The 18,523-nt window shown below is 41.1% G+C and carries 15 protein-coding genes and 1 tRNA gene; 8 read left to right on the forward strand and 8 right to left on the reverse strand.

The window, feature by feature from the left end:
• Positions 1–327: 327 nt before the first annotated feature.
• Complete coding sequence (der, locus tag J2Y37_RS03290; protein WP_004669600.1) at positions 328–1,737, forward strand: ribosome biogenesis GTPase Der; 1,410 nt, start codon at positions 328–330, stop codon at positions 1,735–1,737.
• Positions 1,738–1,801: 64 nt separating this feature from the next.
• Positions 1,802–2,449: a 4'-phosphopantetheinyl transferase superfamily protein gene (locus J2Y37_RS03295; RefSeq protein WP_349031856.1), complete on the forward strand. Its 648-nt coding sequence runs from the start codon at positions 1,802–1,804 to the stop codon at positions 2,447–2,449.
• A 106-nt stretch (positions 2,450–2,555) separates the two neighbouring features.
• On the opposite strand, the gene secF is transcribed toward J2Y37_RS03295, so the two are convergent.
• From secF to queA, 8 genes are all read right to left on the reverse strand, one after another.
• Positions 2,556–3,524 (reverse strand): protein translocase subunit SecF, encoded by a 969-nt coding sequence (gene secF, locus J2Y37_RS03300; protein WP_349031857.1) that lies wholly within the window; start codon positions 3,522–3,524, stop codon positions 2,556–2,558.
• 10 nt (positions 3,525–3,534) lie between these two features.
• Entirely contained in the window at positions 3,535–5,436 is a 1,902-nt protein-coding gene (gene secD / locus J2Y37_RS03305) for a protein translocase subunit SecD (RefSeq protein WP_349031858.1), read from the reverse strand.
• Between the two features lie 51 nt (positions 5,437–5,487).
• The gene (yajC, locus tag J2Y37_RS03310; RefSeq protein ID WP_004669596.1) at positions 5,488–5,817 is read right to left on the reverse strand and encodes a preprotein translocase subunit YajC; all 330 of its coding nucleotides are present in this window, start codon (positions 5,815–5,817) and stop codon (positions 5,488–5,490) included.
• Positions 5,818–5,918: 101 nt separating this feature from the next.
• Positions 5,919–7,046 carry a tRNA guanosine(34) transglycosylase Tgt gene (gene tgt, locus J2Y37_RS03315; protein ID WP_004669594.1) on the reverse strand — a complete coding sequence of 376 codons (1,128 nt, stop codon included), beginning with the start codon at positions 7,044–7,046 and terminating at the stop codon, positions 5,919–5,921.
• A 128-nt stretch (positions 7,047–7,174) separates the two neighbouring features.
• Positions 7,175–7,744, reverse strand: a complete 570-nt coding sequence (locus J2Y37_RS03320) for a LemA family protein (protein WP_349031859.1) — start codon at positions 7,742–7,744, stop codon at positions 7,175–7,177.
• A gap of 89 nt (positions 7,745–7,833) precedes the next feature.
• The gene (locus J2Y37_RS03325; RefSeq protein WP_349031860.1) at positions 7,834–8,862 is read right to left on the reverse strand and encodes a hypothetical protein; all 1,029 of its coding nucleotides are present in this window, start codon (positions 8,860–8,862) and stop codon (positions 7,834–7,836) included.
• Positions 8,863–8,967: 105 nt separating this feature from the next.
• Positions 8,968–9,975, reverse strand: a complete 1,008-nt coding sequence (locus J2Y37_RS03330) for a hypothetical protein (protein ID WP_349031861.1) — start codon at positions 9,973–9,975, stop codon at positions 8,968–8,970.
• Between the two features lie 44 nt (positions 9,976–10,019).
• The gene (queA, locus tag J2Y37_RS03335) at positions 10,020–11,054 is read right to left on the reverse strand and encodes a tRNA preQ1(34) S-adenosylmethionine ribosyltransferase-isomerase QueA (RefSeq protein WP_349031862.1); all 1,035 of its coding nucleotides are present in this window, start codon (positions 11,052–11,054) and stop codon (positions 10,020–10,022) included.
• A 180-nt stretch (positions 11,055–11,234) separates the two neighbouring features.
• On the opposite strand from queA, the gene J2Y37_RS03340 reads away from it, so the two are divergent.
• The 6 genes from J2Y37_RS03340 (at position 11,235) to J2Y37_RS03365 (ending at position 18,471) form a co-directional block, all read left to right on the forward strand.
• Positions 11,235–11,321, forward strand: a tRNA-Leu gene (locus J2Y37_RS03340).
• A gap of 274 nt (positions 11,322–11,595) precedes the next feature.
• Entirely contained in the window at positions 11,596–11,958 is a 363-nt protein-coding gene (locus J2Y37_RS03345) for a hypothetical protein (protein ID WP_005195291.1), read from the forward strand.
• Positions 11,959–12,402: 444 nt separating this feature from the next.
• Entirely contained in the window at positions 12,403–13,674 is a 1,272-nt protein-coding gene (locus J2Y37_RS03350; protein ID WP_349031863.1) for a HAMP domain-containing sensor histidine kinase, read from the forward strand.
• Between the two features lie 85 nt (positions 13,675–13,759).
• Positions 13,760–16,507, forward strand: a complete 2,748-nt coding sequence (gene glnE, locus J2Y37_RS03355; protein ID WP_349031864.1) for a bifunctional [glutamate--ammonia ligase]-adenylyl-L-tyrosine phosphorylase/[glutamate--ammonia-ligase] adenylyltransferase — start codon at positions 13,760–13,762, stop codon at positions 16,505–16,507.
• 25 nt (positions 16,508–16,532) lie between these two features.
• A complete protein-coding gene (locus J2Y37_RS03360; protein ID WP_004669582.1) occupies positions 16,533–17,459 on the forward strand; it encodes a branched-chain amino acid transaminase in 927 nt (308 codons plus the stop codon).
• A gap of 256 nt (positions 17,460–17,715) precedes the next feature.
• Entirely contained in the window at positions 17,716–18,471 is a 756-nt protein-coding gene (locus J2Y37_RS03365; protein WP_349031865.1) for a glycosyltransferase, read from the forward strand.
• Positions 18,472–18,523 lie beyond the last annotated feature (52 nt).

An 18,523-nucleotide genomic window follows, 5' to 3' on the forward strand; every position in this document is an offset into this window, starting at 1 on the left:
ATGCCCTGCATTTTTTATAGAATCTAAATTTCAGCATAAATTTTTTCAATCCAAATATGATACTCGTTAGGATCATCCGCAACCTGAGCGAAGATAAACAAAGCAACGCTTTGTCTGAGTGTAAGACGAGTAGCTGTGCTGCGAGTATGGTATGAGAATTGAGTCTTGTGGAGTATGGATAACTGCCTTTGCCTTTACGAAGCTTCAAACGCTTCTCAGGGCAAAACCAAAGTAAGTCCAGCTGAAGGCTTATCCAAGTGTTGGATGAGAATTCGGCAAGACACCGTTATGATGATTTTAAAAATCTAACTCAGATTAAGGTAATTTATGAAACCCGTTATTGCGCTCATTGGTCGTCCAAACGTCGGAAAATCAACGCTATTTAACCAAATCACAAAAAGTCGTGATGCTTTGGTTGCTGACTTCGCTGGTTTAACTCGTGACCGCAAATATGGTGATGCGGTTTTTCAAAATAAATCATTTATTGTCGTCGATACAGGTGGTATCGGTGAAAATGAAGGCGGTATTGATTCGTACATGGCAGAGCAGTCAAAAACTGCAATCAATGAAGCTGACATTATCGTTTTTGTAGTCGATGCCCGTGCAGGTCTATTGGCTTCGGACGAACAAATCGCACGTGAACTACGTACATTAGGCAAAAAAATCTACCTCGTTGCCAATAAAGTGGATGGTGTTCACGCTGAAGCGGCTTTGGTTGAGTTTTATAAGCTTGGCATGGGTGAACCCTTACAAGTGGCTGCCAGTCACGGACGTGGCGTGCAGCAAATGCTTGAGGATGTCTTAGTTGATGTTCCTGAAGATGAAAGCGATGAAGCACATGATAAGGCTACAGGCTTACGCTTAGCTATTATTGGTCGTCCAAATGTGGGCAAGTCGACTTTGGTCAACCGTTTGCTCGGCGAAGACCGTGTGGTTGCATTTGATGAGCCTGGTACAACACGTGATTCTATCTATATTCCGTTTGAGCGTGATGGTCGTAAATACACCTTGATTGACACTGCTGGTGTGCGCCGTAAAGGTAAAGTAGACGAAATGATTGAGAAATTCTCAATTGTTAAAACGCTGCAAGCGATTAAAGATGCACATGTCATTGTTGTGGTTCTGGATGCGCGTGAAGGTGTGGTCGAACAAGATTTGCATCTGATTGGTTATGCACTAGAAGCTGGACGTGCCATGTTGATTGCCATTAATAAATGGGACAACATGACCGAATATGACCGTAAACAATGTAAGTTGGATGTCGATCGTCGCTTTGATTTTATTCCTTGGGCGAAAGTACATTTAATCTCTGCATTGCATGGTACTGGTGTGGGGGAAATGTATCCAACCATCCATCGTGCTTATGAATCGTCACATTTAAAAGTTTCACCTGCAAAACTCACCCAGATTTTGAATGATGCAACAGAAGCGCATCAACCGCCAATGATTGGTGGTAAGCGAATTAAAATGCGTTATGCGCATATGGGTGGACAAAACCCACCCACGATCGTTGTTCACGGTAATAAGGTTGATAAAACCCCTGCGGACTATCGTCGCTATCTCGAAAATGTGTTCCGTAAAGTGTATAAGTTGGAAGGAACGCCTGTTCGTGTTGATTTCAAAACTTCAGACAATCCATTTGAAGGTCGTAAATCTATGGTCGATGAGCGTGTTGCTGCACGTAAACGCCGTTATGTACAGAAGTTCAAAAAAGCTGAGAAGAAGATGAAGCGTTAATCAAAGATAAAGTCAAAAGCCCAAACTTTGTTTTGGGCTTTTTTATAATGAGAGGCTGTTAATCATGTCATCTAAAATCGAAATACATGTTCAGGCATTGGCTCAGCTTCTTGATCAGAATAAAACAGACTTTGCTGATTTGCGTTCATTTAACCATTATAAAAAAGATCAGATTCAAGCTTATCGCAACCAGCTACTCGCAAAAAAGTTAGCCTGCGAAATTGAAGATTTAAACATTTCCAAACATGAACAGGGCAAACCTTTTTTAAACTCGCATTCACTACATTTTAACCATTCACATAGTCAACAATACTATGCTTTGGCCATGAGCGAGCGAGTGAGGGATATTGGGGTCGATGTCGAAGAGTTGGATCGAAAAGTACGTTTTGATGCTTTGGCGCAACATGCTTTTCATCCTGAAGAATATCAAATATGGCAGCAATCTGAACAAGATCAGGAGTATTGGTTTAAAGTTTGGACCACAAAAGAAGCGATTTTAAAAGCTTCTGGCCTAGGTATTCGATTAGATTTAAATAGCTTAAATACGCAAGTTCATTCATCAAATCATGGTGGAATGTGTACGCATCCATTGATCGGCACTTTTGCCTATCAGAATTTCATCTTAAATCGTGTTGTGGTGACAGTTGCATGGCGAGCAGAGCAGTCTTGTCGAGGGTTTCAGTTTCCACAAATCCAGATGATTCAGCATTAGTTTTTACTGTTTTTAGTTGGCTTTTCATAGATGTTCAAATCCTTTACTCAAAAAAATGCCAGTGATTACACTGGCATTTTCTTTGAATCAAAAAGAGGGGAGAGGTTTAAGGAATCTCGTCTTCTTCAAATTCAGGCTTCACTTGTACGATAAAATCTTGACGATCTAGACCACGCCATAATGCGTATGCAGTACCGATATAAATAGATGAATAAGTACCGACAAACACACCGACAATCATCGCCGCCGAGAACCAATGTAGACCATCACCACCCAAGAAGAACATAGCCACCACAACCAGCAATAACGTTGCAGAAGTGTGGAGAGTACGACGTAAGGTTTCGGTTAAGGCAATATCAATGATCTCTTGCGAACTGGTGTCACGGATCTTACGGAAGTTTTCACGAATACGATCCGATACCACGATGTTATCGTTGAGCGAGAAACCGATAATCGCTAACAATGCTGCCAAAACGGTCAAGTCAAATGGCCATTGGAACAATGCAAATGCACCTAGAATGATGACAATATCGTGGAATAACGACATCACAGCACCCATCGCAAGCTTAAACTCGAAACGAATGGTGACATAGATCAACATCAGGATCAGCGCAAGTGCAACCGCACCAGCAGAACGAACATAGAGTTCGTTACCAACCGCACCACCGACCGCATCCACTTTATGAACGTTAACAGTATTATTCGGTAGCTGAACTGCTTTGGTAATGCTGTTGCTGAGGTCTTCAACCTCTAAATCATCCTGTACAGGCATACGAACGATGAGGTCCGTATTACTGCCTAGGGTCTGAACAACTGCATCTTTAAATCCAGCTTGACTCAGTGCTTGTACAATCTGCGATGGTTGAACGGCTTGTTCATAATTCAACTCAGCAGAAACACCACCGGTAAAGTCCAAACCGAGATTTAGACCTTTGGTTGCAATAAAGAACAGACTGGCAATCGTCAGTAAGATTGAGATGATTGCCGCAGGTTTGGCAATCTTCATAAATGGGATGATTTTTAAATCATCGGGACGACCGTATTGCTTTGAATCTCGTTGAGTCAGATTAGTCATATCAATCTCCTTAAATACTCAACTTGGTCAAATTACGGCGTTTGCCATAAATGAGTTGCACAATTGCACGTGTGACTGTAATCGCAGTAAACATCGAACAAACAATACCAATCATCAGCGTCACAGCGAAGCCTTTGATCGGACCCGTACCAATAGCGAATAAGATAAATGCAACAAGGAAAGTGGTTAAGTTGGAGTCAAGAATCGTGTTATAGGCACGATCATAGCCCGCCACAATGGCTTGTTTTGGTGAAGCGCCCCATCGTATTTCTTCTCGGATACGCTCACAAATCAGAACGTTAGCATCAACCGCCATACCAATGGTAATGACGATACCTGCAATCCCTGGAAGGGTAAGGGATGCACCTAACCATGACATCACAGTCAAAATCATTGCTAAGTTTAAGACGAGTGCAAAGTTTGCGATGAAACCAAATAGACGGAAGAAAACCACCATCCAAATTGCGACTAAGATAAAGCCGATAATGGTCGACTGAACCCCTTTCTCAATATTCTCTTTACCGAGACTAGGACCAACCACACGTTCTTCAACGAAATACATCGGTGCAGCCAAAGCACCTGCACGAAGCATCAGTGCAAGTTCAGCCGCTTCTTGTGGTGAATCTAAGCCCGTAATACGGAATTGTGAACCTAATACCGCTTGAATCGTGGCTGCATTGATGACCACAGATTCGGTATATGGCGTGCGCACCTCAGTTTGTGCACCAGTCTCCGGATCGGCAACATAACTGATTCTTTGTTTATTTTCGATAAACAAAACCGCCATACGTTTACCAACCGCATTACGTGTGCCGTCAGCCATGAGTTTGCCGCCAGCGCTATCCAAGGTAATATTTACTTCCGCGCCACCTGAATCTTGGCTAAAGCCCGAACTTGCATTTTGAACGCGTTCGCCAGTCAAAATACGACTACGATTGAGCAATAATTGACGACCACTATCCATTGATTCAAAAGCAAACACTTCTGTTCCAGGAGGAACAGGTTGCCCATTATATTGACGCGTGTAAGGATCAATATATTGATCATTGCTATCGGCAACTAAGCGGAATTCTAAGTTCGCTGTGCGACCTAAAACACGTTTTGCTTCAGCAGTGTCTTGTATCCCTGGTAACTCCACCACGATACGATTGCTGCCTTGGGTTTGTACCAATGCCTCAGCAACACCCAATTCATTAATACGGTTACGTAAGGTGGTTAAGTTTTGGTTCACTGCATAAGATTGAATTTCTTGACGACGTGCATCAGTGTAGCTCAGTCTTAAGGTTGCACCTGTTGCGGTAGCAACTGGCTGCTGCGTAAACTCGTTACCGTTACGACGTAAGAAATCAGCCGCAGCTTCTCGGTCTGCATTCTCTGCAAACTGGACGGTAATGGTGTTGTTACTTAAAGCGAGATTATTGAATTTAATTTTATTGTCACGAAATTGACGACGCAAATCAGTCGCAGATGTTTCCATTCGCTGACTAATGGCTTTATCCATGTCGACTTCGAGCAAGAAATGTACACCACCACGTAAGTCTAAGCCGAGTTTCATCGGTTTAGCCCCAATCTTTTGCAACCATTCTGGTGTTGTTGGCGCAAGATTGAGCGCAATCACGTAGTCTTCGCCTAAATCACGGCTCAGAATCGCTTTCGCCTTCAGTTGTTCTTCTGATGAGTCTAAACGTAATAAAGCTGCATTATTAGAGAAACTATTATCGTGACTGCTAATATTGGCAGTTTTTAAAATCTGCTCAGCTTTTTGCACGACACTCTGATCAATCTGAGTACCTGCTTTTGCGCCCGAAATTTGGACAGCAGGTTCATCAGGATACAGACTAGGAAGTGCATATAACGTACTGATCACAAATACCACAATGATCAGTAAATATTTCCATGCAGGGTAACGCATTCGCTTTCTTCTTAAATGAAAAAGTCGTGCTGAGGCACGACTATCTTATGATTAAAGGTTATTGAGTGTGCCTTCAGGTAACACTGAAATAACGCTTGCACGTTGAATTTTAACTTCTACACCACGGCTCAGTTCAACAGTTGCAAAGTCACCATCTAAGCGAATGATTTTGCCCATTAAGCCGCCAGCAAATACGATTTCACTACCAACACCAAGACTATCAACCAAGCTACGATGCTCTTTGGCACGTTTTGCTTGAGGACGCCAGATTAAGAAATAAAAGATCGCAACAAATACCGCGATCATCAATATATTTGCCATAAGACTTGGGCCTTGTTGAGCAGCATCAGCAGCGTGGGCAGTAGAAATGAAAAAGCTCATTTTGATTTCCTAAAGTTTAAAAAAGGTCAAAAAATTGACAATAAGTTCCAATTCGTTTTGCAATGTACCTTGTCTTGGCTTTGCGTGCAAATCCAGATGAATTAATTTGGACAAGGTGGAACTTCTAATCCACGACGTGCATAAAAGTCCTGTACATAGGCATCAAATGTATCGTTTTCCAGCGCATCACGCATCCCTTGCGTCAAGCGTTGGTAGTAACGGAGGTTATGGATTGTGCCGAGCATCGATGCCAACATTTCTCCACACTTCTCTAAATGATATAAATAGGCACGACTAAAGTTTTTACAAGTGTAACAATCACAATGTGGGTCTAAAGGACCTTGATCATGACGATATCGACTATTACGAATTCTGACCAAACCATCAGTGACAAAATAATGCCCATTACGTGCATTACGTGTCGGCATCACGCAGTCAAACATATCAACACCGCGACGAACCGCTTCCACGATGTCTTCAGGCTTACCGACACCCATAAGGTAACGTGGTTTATCCTCTGGCATTTTATTAGGTAAATAATCAAGCACCTTGATCATTTCATCTTTTGGCTCGCCGACAGATAAACCACCAATCGCATAGCCATCAAAGCCAATGTCTAACAAACCTGTGAGTGATTCATCACGCAGATCTTCGTACATGCCACCTTGAATAATGCCGAATAGGGCATTTTTATTCTTGAGTTCATCATGATGGTGGGTTTTACAACGCTTGGCCCAACGTAAAGAAAGCTGTAAAGATTTTTGCGCTTCTTCATGGGTTGCAGGGTAGGGCGTGCACTCATCAAAGATCATAACGATATCTGAATTGAGGACTTGTTGAATTTCCATCGAAATTTCAGGAGATAAGAAGACTTTTGAGCCGTCAATTGGAGAACGGAACGTCACGCCTTCTTCTTTAATTTTACGCATTGCACCCAAGCTAAACACTTGGAAGCCGCCTGAGTCGGTCAAAATTGGTTTATCCCACTTGATAAACTCATGTAGACCACCATGCTCTTTAATGACTTCTAAGCCGGGGCGTAAATATAAATGGAAGGTATTGCCTAAGATAATCTGTGCTTGAATTTCTTCAAGATCACGAGGCAACATGCCTTTGACCGTACCATAAGTACCGACAGGCATGAACACTGGCGTTTCAACCACACCATGTTCTAGAGTGAGTCGACCACGACGGGCGCGTCCCGACTGGCCTAATTTTTCAAATTTCATGTCATAACCCGAGCAAGATCGAAGTACCCTTTAAGGGAGTACTAGGAGGCGAAAAAACAGTTCGCTGATCAAAAACGGCTATTTTCCTTGATTATGGCGCGCAGTTCTACTACTAAATGTAGCTGGCGTTAAAAATTCGGTTTATAGTCAAAATTACGATCAATCACGGGATCACGGAAAGGGCGAATCGCTTTCTTTGATAAAGTGATGGTATTGACCAAATTGTTTGGAAAAACTTGAATGTGATTATTAAACAATTCGACATTGCGGTTAAAGATGGTAATCGCTGCACCGACATTTTCATTCAGTTCTTGAATATCATCCATCATCTTAGTGTATAGCGTATCTGCTTTCAGCTCTGGATAATTTTCAACCACAACATTTAAACTACGCATCAAATCGCTATTTAATTTTTCGATGTGTTGTAACTTGGCAATATCGGTATCATTGATATTGAGATTCATGATCTGCTGACGTAATGCAGTTACTTGCTCTAAGGTCGATTTCTCAAAGACTGTGTACTTACTTAGAGTATCTTCGAGTGCTTCTAGTGTTTTGACTTTCTGGCGCTCAAAATTGGCAACTTCTGCCCAAGCACGTTTGGTGGCATTGAAATACCGCACGATCGTGTTGCGGATATGAATCCCCCAAACGATGAGTACAACAAAAATCCCCAAGAAAATGAGTAAACCTGTCATTGCCATTCCCCTTTATTATTTACCTAGTCGAACTTTTATCGTTCCTCATCCCTTATGCCGTTTTAGTTGTGGATCAGGGCTAGGATGAGTTATTTAATTAAATTGAGCATCATTTCTTGAAATCTTTGATATTGAGGCATGGTCATGGTACGAAGATGGCCACGTAGTGCTGGAATATCATTGATTTGATCGCGCTTACTCGTTGTTTTTAATAGGTTTTGTTCACCAACATAACAAAGAATTTGCTCTTGATGATGATAGATTAAATCGCCTTTAAAATGTTGAAAAAAATCATGTAATTTTAAGGTCATACTTGGGCTAATGCTTTTAGCGAGTTCATGTTGGCTTCGCCCAAAAATTTTAAGATTACGATTGACTGAGATATCACTACTTTCCCAAGCACTGCCATACGGTTCAAAAAAACGAGAGCGTTGATTACTGACAGCAATTCCTAAAGCAGGCATTTGAAAAATAAATGCACCCCATAAATCCTTGTGTATTTCTTTACTGATCTGTTGATTCTTATCACCATTTCTGAGAATGGGCAGTTCGCTGACATAATGATATTGGAAGATCAGCACCTGATGTTCCGTGACACCATCATGCCATGTTGTGGAGGCGTATTGCGTAATGTCATTAGATTCCGTGCCACGATGAAACAATGGAAAAAATTGTTTAAGTCGACTGATCACCAGTGTTGGCTGCGCCTGAATCGGGAGATAAGCAGGGAGTTGTTGGAAGTTTAAATGATAACGTAGGGTCATCAAGCGTTGTTCTAGATATTCTGTTACTTGTATCAAAGGCTGTTTCGGTTCATAAAGCAAATAGGCTAAAAATCCAGAAAGAAATGCGCCTAAAAAGCTCCAAATAAACTGAATGTGTGGATGAATAAAATAGCCGAAGACCAAACAGCATGCACTGATAATCGCAAGGAGTAGGGGCAGTATGTTAAAGAAATGCAAGCTATGCGTTTCACCCCAAGGATGTAGTTTATCGAGCAGTTCTTGATCGGTTGTTGACTTATTTCCGATATCCCAAAGCCGAGCAATATTGCGAAAAACTTGAGCGTTTTTTTTGCGTCTTATATGGAGTGCTTGTTGTACAGTGTCGATCGGCATGGCGATGATCAATTCATTATATTAGATTGGTGAGGTATAGATTATGCTTTAAATTTCAGAAACTAAGAAGTGCCTTGTGGGCTATTTTAATCAGTATGGATGGAATTAGAGAGTCTTGAGCAAACTGGTGAGTGCTTCTTGTAAACGTTGAAGTTTTGGCATTTTAAGTTGTTCGAGTGTTTCAGCAAGTTTATTAACCGTGATTGCCTGAAATAAATAATTACTCTCGATTAAAGGGGATTCATTGAATAACCAGTACATTACATTAGTTTGTGGAGGTACATAAAAATCCCCATGAAAAGTTTGCATCATTTTTTCCAGTGACAATAGTCTTTCTGGAGTTAAAAACTTAACAAACTCGTATTCATTTACGCCAGTTTGCTGATACTTCTTATTAAAGAGAATATCACTAGATTTCCACTCTATACCTAGATGACATTGATGTTTATAGTGAGCTGAGATGCTGATGCCTTTGAATGGAAAATTCTTCATCAGTACGCCCCATAGATCACAATGGGTTGTTTGCCAAATTTCTTTTCCCTGATCATCGGTTGTCCTTGTTTGATAGGTGTAGTGATAATTAAAAACAGAATAATCATATGTTTTTTGTTTAATCACTAATTGCCCATCTAGCAATATTTTAACAGTATTGTCTTTATTACCTAATTTAAATAAGGGATGATCCAGTAAAGCAGGATTTAAGGGGGGGCTATCAGCATGAAACTTAACCTGATAGGTCTGCTCTAGAACATAGATTCTTAATTGTTCTTTTAGGCTGTCTAATTCAGTTGTCGGAATACGATAACGAGTACCAACATCAAACAGAACAACACAAAGAATCAGATAGTAAGCTGAGAACAAAAGGCCTGCCAATAAAAAAATCAGACTCAGCGTGCACATTGTCCAGTATAGGTAATTCTTGATATACAGGTTTTGCTCGCCATCCCAGTGTTTTAAGACGTTAATTAAAAGTTCTGGTGAGGGTTGTTTCTCTAGCAATTGGCGAATGGCCTCAATATTTTTTAAGGTCGACTGATTATGAGTAGATTGATTTTGAAAAGTTTTTTTAATTTTATTGGATATGAATAGCATAGTTTTTTTTAAAATAATCATTCTGAAAAAATAGGCTAAACCATGATTTAGCCTATGAGTGATATTTATGCGAGTTGATCAATCAACATCGCATCGCCATAACTAAAGAAGCGATAGCGTTGTTCAACTGCATGCTGATATGCCGCCAAAATATTATCCCGATTTGATAGTGCTGAAACGAGCATCAATAGCGTAGATTCAGGTAAATGGAAATTAGTAATCAAACGATCCACGATACAGAACTGATAACCTGGGTAGATAAAGATTTGGGTGTCGCCTGTCCAAGCTGCAATCTTACCACCATTTGCTTGCGCTGCACTTTCTAAGGCACGTGTCGCGGTTGTGCCAACGGCAATCACTTTATTGCCTCGTGCTTTGGTTGCTAAAATTAAATCAATCGTCGCTTGAGGTACATCACACCACTCACTGTGCATAATATGGTTACTAATGTCTGTGGTGCGAACTGGCATGAAGGTTCCCGCACCAACATGCAAAGTGACAAAAGTTTTTTGAATGCCTTTTGCTGCCAATTTTGCTAACAAATCTTGGTCGAAATGTAAGCTTGCAGTCGGAGCAGCGACACTGGCAATTTTTTCAGGGTCATGAAAAACCGTTTGATAACGTTCTGTATCAATCTCTTCAGCTTCACGATTGAAATAAGGCGGAATCGGTAACTGACCGTATTGATCCAACACCGACAAAATTGGTTGTGAAAATTTCACCACAAATAGATTTTCGTGGCGACCTTGTACCGTCACAGGAACTGCATCTTCACCAATATACAGTTCTGCGCCTGCTTTAGGTGAGTTGCTCGATTTGATATGGCAATGTGCTGTATGCGTATCCAACATACGTTCAACCAAAACTTCGATAGCACCGCCAGTGGCACGTTTCCCTTTTAATCGTGCTTTCATGACTTTGGTGTCATTCAGAACCAGTAAATCGCCATCTTCCAATAAATCTAAAATATCGGTAAAAGCATGGTCGTGATACTGACCTGCTGTATCAATATGCAATAAGCGTGATGCGCTACGGCTTTCTAATGGGTAGCGAGCGATAAGTTCATCTGGAAGATCAAAAGAAAAGTCGGAGAGTTGCATACATCTAAAACATTGCAAAGAATTGGGCGTAGTATAGTCTTTTTTGTGTTTTTTCGCTGAGCTTGATGTTTATAGCTAGAAAAATATCTGAGTGATTTAAAAGTGAGCAATAAGTGCGAGATGGGGTTTGACAATAAAATCAAACAGGTTATGATACGCAACACAAAGCATCGCACTCTTCCCGAGGTGGTGAAATTGGTAGACGCGGCGGACTCAAAATCCGCTGTCAGAGATGACGTGTCGGTTCGAGTCCGACCCTCGGGACCAAGATTCAAAGACCCCAAGCTGGTATTAAAGGCTTGGGGTTTTTTTATGGCGATTAAAAATGTTAGTCTAAGAAGCTTGTTTAATTTTTACTCTAGTTTAGGTCGTGGTTGCTTTATAGCCATAGGCGTAAATTTTTTGAAGAATAATCAGGATCTGTTGTCATTCTAATCATTCATTATGTTATGCCTTGTACTGTTTAGGATTGCTTAAGTCGAAAACACTAGAGTCGCCAGTATTTGTGTAATGTCAGCAGATCCTATGAAAAGGATAAATAATGAAGCCATATCAAAGAGCCGCACTTGCTTTGGCAGTACTAAAGCTGGAAACCAATAACACAAAACGCAATATCTATGATTATACTCAGTCTTGTTATCCTCGTATTTCAGGTCATGCCGATAAAGAGTGCATAAAGTTTTTTGATTATGATCGAAATACCTATTTTGAGGGACGGTTTAATGACGGTGAATATCGCCTTTATGACTATGGGCATGGTGAATACATCTCGATAAAACAAAAATCTGCTGGTTGTTACGAGGGGTATCATTATGGAAGCGGTCGTTATTATTCGATTGCATGTCAGGGAAATAATGTGAGTTTTTATGACTATGGCACTGCGCTATACTATAACTATGCATAAAAAGATTTTTATTACTTCATCTTTTATAAATTAATAATTTTCAATTGCTTGTCGTTAAATAATCTTTAAACAAACATGAATGGCGAAGAGCAGTGGTCTATGACTGCTTCTTTGCTCATTGATGATATGTGTTATCTGCTTTATTCGTCTGCAAGTTTTAGTGGACTTCTTTCATACATGCCCTTGCGGAACTTCAATCGTTCCACATTCTCTCGATGGGGGGAATACAAAGCGGCTAAAATGATAGAAGAGCGCTTGTGTGATACGGTTCTCTTTAATCAAATGTTCATGTTAAAATTTAATGAAATTTCACGTTTTGTTTCGAAATAATGAGAAGCATTTATTGCCTTTTATGTTAAACTTTGTTAATACTAAGTGATAGTTGTCACATTTTTCTTAATAAAACGTAAGCAACCGTATAATGATAATATTCGAGAGGCGGGCATGGCTATTCAACTATTAGAATTACAGCAGGCCGAAAAGTTAAGTGCTTGTAAGATATCTTTGTCTTTAGGCCTAAACACTGAACAGAACTTGATTGAACATTTCCTGCAATTTAATCGTAAATTGATGCAGGCCAGTACCGCATTGCTCGCTTTTCACCAAGAACCTTATCTTTGGCACCGTTGCCCTGAAAAACTACAAGCAATTGATTCTACAAAGATTGCAAAAAGTTTAAATACATTATTTGTTAATGATGATCTGATCGATAGTGAGCATCCGCGCTATCCAACCTTGATTGCCTTTTTAAATACGTTTAAGCGAAAAGTTCAAAGTGCCATTGCACTGCATCTCAGACATCCTGATCAGACCTCATTAGGATATGTGGTTTTATTTGATGAGGATGCCCAAGCATTTAGTGAATTACAAAAACAGCTCTTACAAGCCCACTGCGTTAATTTTATGCAACAGCTTGAGTTGAAATTTAATCATGATGAATTAAAAGAATTATACGAACAAGAAGCGGCTTTGAATGTCAGTAAAACCAAATTCTTTTCGATCATTTCACATGACTTACGTGCTCCATTTCATGGCTTACTTGGCTTTTCTGAAATATTGGCGAAAGAGCGTGATACTTTAGATGAATCCAGTATCCAAAATATCGCAGACTATCTCCATGATACTTCGCAATCGACTTATAACTTATTGGAAAGTTTGCTGAATTGGGCAATGGCTGAGGGTGGCCGTTTTGTTTATCATCCCATCAACTTTAAGTTGCGGCAGATTACCAACATTGTCACTGATATCTTAAAAACATTGGCTTTGAAAAAGCATATTGAATTGGTCAATGAAGTCGATGAGAATCTTAAAGTCTATGCCGATATGAATATGATCACATCGGTGATACAGAACCTCGTTTCAAATGCCTTGAAATTTACTGATGTGGATAGTGCTGGAAAAGTCTTTATTCGAGCGCAAAGCAAGGGTGACCATGTGGAAATTTGTGTTAAAGACACGGGTTTGGGTATGACTCAAGCACAAATAAAAGATTTATTTCAACCCCGCATTACCGTTAGTTTAAAAGGGACAGCTGGAGAGAAAGGCGCTGGTTTGGGACTTGCCTTGTGTAAACGGTTCGTGGAAATGAACCTTGGTGAAATTAGTGCGAGCTCGAAGGAAGGCGGAGGTACTCAATTTACCGTCCTTTTACCTGCTGCACGTGAACATGTAGATTCATGCATCGAACAGCATAAAAGCCAAGAAAAATTGGTCTAAAGAGATTTTAAAGATAAGCATGTAACTGATATAACTAGAAAGGTCTACAGACCTCATTAAGATGACATTAGTCGAGCTTTTTTATATGAATGCAGAACAGCTACAAAAAACCTTAGTTGCCAGTCAGTATGCTGAACAAGTTTTAAATTTATATTCAATAGAATTAGAACAAGATTATGCCGAAGATCAATTCCTTTGCGCACTCTCGACAGAAAGTATTTTTCAAAAGGTTCAAGCTGCTGTTGCAGAGATCAGTGATGAACAGGCATGGATGAAAACGCTGCGTATTTTACGTGCCAAATTGATGTTTCGATGGATTTGGCAAGATGCCAATCAGCTGACGGATGTGGTTACGCTGACTCGTGAGCTTTCCGACTTTGCAGATGCCAGTATTTGTGCTGCGAAAGCCTTTGCACGTGCCCCTTTGATTGCCAAGCATGGTGAACCGATCGGTTATTCTGGTCAGGTGCAAGACCTGATTGTCATCGGTATGGGTAAGCTTGGTGCACAGGAACTCAATCTTTCTAGCGACATTGATTTGATTTTTGCCTTTGATGAACAGGGTGAAACCAATGGTCGTAAGTGTATTGATGTGCAACAGTTCTGTATTTTATGGGGACAGAAACTCATTTATTTACTTGATCACATTAGCGCTGAGGGTTTTGTGTTTCGCGTGGATATGCGGTTACGTCCGTGGGGAGATGGTTCCGCGCTGGCCATTAGCCACATAGGTTTAGAAAAATATTTAAGTCAGCATGGTCGGGAATGGGAACGCTATGCGTGGATTAAAGCGCGGGTAATTACTGGTGGAAAAGAGGGTGCAGATTTAATGGCGATGGCACGCCCTTTTGTGTTTCGTCGTTATGTTGATTATTCTGCATTTGCTGCGATGCGTGAAATGAAAGCCATGATCGAGCGTGAGGTGATGCGCCGTAATATCGAGGATGATATTAAGCTCGGTGCGGGGGGGATTCGTGAAATTGAGTTCATCGTCCAAGTTTTCCAGTTGATTTATGGTGGATCAAGACGAGAGTTGCACGATCGCCAATGCTTGGTCAATTTGCAGCATTTGGCTCAGGCGGAACTATTGGATCAACAGGCGGTGTCTGATCTTGAAGATGCATATCTATTTCTAAGACGCATCGAACATGCGATCCAAGCACTCAATGATCAGCAAACACAATCCTTACCGACTGAGCCTGAACTTAGACAACGTATGTTGGACACTTTGGGCTTTGCGGATTGGTCATCATTTTTAAATGTGCTGAACCAGAAGCGCGATAAGGTTAAAGTCCAATTTAAACAATTGATTCAAGAAAACGAATTTTCTGAGCCAGTTGATGATTTCGAGCAGTTGGAACAGCAGCTCAATACGGTATTGGATGACGCTGCGCAGAATCTGATTCAGAACTTCTGGCATGGGCAAGCCTTAAAGAAAATTCCTGCAAGTGCACTCGAACGCTTAAAGAAGTTTTGGCCACATTTGATTGAAGCGATTTTACAGTCTGATCAGCCGCAAATGGCATTGTTACGTTTGATGCCTTTGGTTGAGTCGGTACTGCGCCGTACTGTGTATTTGGTTATGTTGATGGAAAGCCGTGGTGCTTTGCAACGCTTGGTGAAAATGGCAACGGTGAGTCCGTGGATTTGTGAGGAGTTAGCACAATATCCAGTATTGCTCGATGAATTCTTGTCGATGGACTTTGGTTTGCCCTTACGTAAAGACTTAGAGGATTCTCTACGCCAGCAATTACTGCGTATCGAGATTGATCAAGTTGAAGATCAAATGCGTGTGTTGCGGTTATTCAAAAAGAGCAACGTTTTAACCGTGGCTGCCAGTGATGTATTGGCTGAAAGTCCATTGATGAAAGTTTCAGATGCCCTAACCGATATCGCGGAGGTCAGCGTACAAGCAACCTTGAATCTGGCCTATGAAGCGGTTGCGCAACGACATGGTTATCCGATGGGGAGCAATGGACAGCGTTGCAGTCTAGATGTAAAAGGCTTCACTGTGATTGGCTATGGCAAGCTCGGTGGAATTGAACTGGGTTATGCCTCTGATTTGGATTTGGTGTTTATTCATGCCTTTGAAGAACAAAGCGAAACGGATGGAAGAAAGCGTATTAGTGGTGCTGAGTTTGCGATTCGTGTAGCACAGAAATTTATGTCACTCATGACCACGCAAACTTTGGATGGACGTGTCTATGAAATTGATACTCGTCTAAGGCCTTCAGGCGAGGCTGGGATGTTGGTCACTAGCCTGAAAGCCTTTGAGCAATATCAACAAAAACATGCATGGTTATGGGAGCATCAAGCTTTGGTGCGTGCTCGTTCGATTGCGGGAGATTTGCAGTTGTGCCAGCAGTTTGAAGAGGTCCGGTGCAAAATCCTCACTCAAGTTCGTGATGAAAACGTAGTACGTGATGAAGTGATCAAAATGCGCCAAAAAATGAAAGATCATTTGGGTTCATCTTCTGAGCAAAAAAAACATGGCATTTTTCATTTAAAACAGGATGCGGGTGGTATCGTTGACATAGAATTTATGGCACAGTATGCAGTGCTTGCATGGAGTGGGACGAATACAGATCTCGCCCATTTTTCCGACAATGTGAGAATTTTAGAGGATGCTGCTAAAGCAGGCTGCTTATCCAGTGAAGATGCCACAGCATTAATACAAGCTTACCTCCGTGAACGAGCTGAGAGTCACCGTCTAGCGCTTGCAAATCAATCAATGCAAGTCAATGCTGCGGATTGGCACGATACCCGCGAGATCGTTTGCAAGTTATGGCAAAGATTAGTTGATCCAAATGCAATAGCATTGGAAAGTGAATAATAGTGAAAAAAATGGAGTATGTGCGATGAGTTTGGCTGATCGTGATGGTTTTATTTGGCAAGATGGAAAAATGGTTGATTGGCGTGATGCAAAGATTCACGTCTTAACACATACACTACATTATAGTATGGGTGTGTTTGAGGGTGTTCGTGCCTATGAAACGCCGAATGGTACAGCAATCTTCCGTTTGCAAGATCACACCAAACGCTTATTAAATTCAGCAAAAATTTATCAAATGAAAGTTCCATTTGATCAAGCGACTTTAGAACAAGCACAAATTGATGTCGTGCGTGAAAATAAATTGGTGTCATGCTATTTACGTCCATTGATTTGGATTGGTTCTGAGAAGCTAGGCATCGCTGCAACGGATAATACCGTTCATGCAGCGGTTGCGGCATGGTCTTGGGGAACGTATCTTGGTGACGAAGCAATGGCGCACGGTATCCGTGTAAAAACGTCTTCATTTACGCATCACCATCCAAACGTGACCATGTGTAAAGCAAAAGCTTGTGGTAACTACACAGTATCAATCTTGGCACACCAAGAAGTTGCTCGAGCGGGTTATGACGAAGCCATGCTGCTTGACCCACAAGGTTTCGTTTGCCAAGGCGCTGGTGAAAATGTCTTCTTGATCAAAGATGGTGTGTTACATACCCCAGATTTAGCAGGTGGTGCACTTGAAGGGATTACTCGTCAAACAGTGATGACCATTGCTAAAGACCTCGGCTATGAAGTCGTAGAGCGCCGTATTACTCGTGATGAGTTTTATATTGCTGACGAAGCTTTCTTCACGGGTACTGCTGCTGAAGTAACCCCAATTCGTGAATATGATGATCGTGAGATCGGTTGTGGTTCACGTGGTCCGATCACCACTGAAATTCAAAAGACTTTCTTTGATGCTGTTCAAGGCCGTAATGATAAATATGCGCATTGGTTAACTTATGTGAAATAAGTAAATAACCATCGATTAAGCGAAGCTCAGGCTTCGCTTTTTTATTAGCTGCTTTTTAATAGTGAAGATGTCAACAGATTGCAATCAAAGCATCATCAATCCTTATGAAATAATCCTAATCGTTTGACGAATTTATAATAATCAATTTAATCATGCCTATGCTAAGATAGCTCAATATTCGGTGCGTACTATTTAAGGCTTGCGATATCGGACGCGCAACGCAAAAAATATTATTTCAGGCATTCAAGGTTATCAAATGGTCGACATTCAACAAAGCTCAGCAACACACGAAGAAAATATCATTTTGTGTATGAAATGGGGAACCAAATACGGTGCTGAATACGTCAATCGTTTGTATAACATGGTCAAACGCCACCTGACTCTACCTTTTAAAATGGTCTGTCTCACTGATCGTACCGAAGGGATTGACCCCAATGTACAATGTTTCCCAATCCCACCTTTAGATTTGCCAGCAGGTGCGCCTGAACGTGGTTGGAATAAACTTTCTACCTTTGAGCCTGATTTATACGGCTTGAAAGGTAATGCATTATTCCTCGATTTGGATGTGGTGATTGTTGATAATATAGATTGCTTCTTTCAGGAAGATGGTGAATTCCTCGTCATTCACGATTGGAAACGTCCGTGGCGGATTACAGGTAATAGTTCCGTTTATCGTTTTCAACTGGGTGCTTTCCCCGAAATTTTGCCGTATTTCCGTGAAAATTTTGATGATATCCGTCAAAAGTTCCGTAATGAACAGGCTTATTTATCTTGGTTTGTGCATAAAGAAGGTAAGCTCAGTTATTGGCATGATGATTGGTGTAAAAGTTATAAATACCATTGTCTACAAAAAATTCCACTCGCCTATTTTAAGCCACCAATCAAACCCAAAGGTGCAAAAATTATTATTTTCCATGGTGAGATTAATCCACCTGATGCAGTCAGCGGCGGCGGTGGGAAGTGGTATCGTTATGTATTGCCATCGGATTGGATTAAAGACGCTTGGCAGTAAGCAAAAGTGTAGCTAAGCATAATTAAAATCAGGCGTGATGCCTGATTTTTTG

The organism is Acinetobacter sp. 3657 (assembly GCF_031456775.1).
Lineage (GTDB): Bacteria > Pseudomonadota > Gammaproteobacteria > Pseudomonadales > Moraxellaceae > Acinetobacter.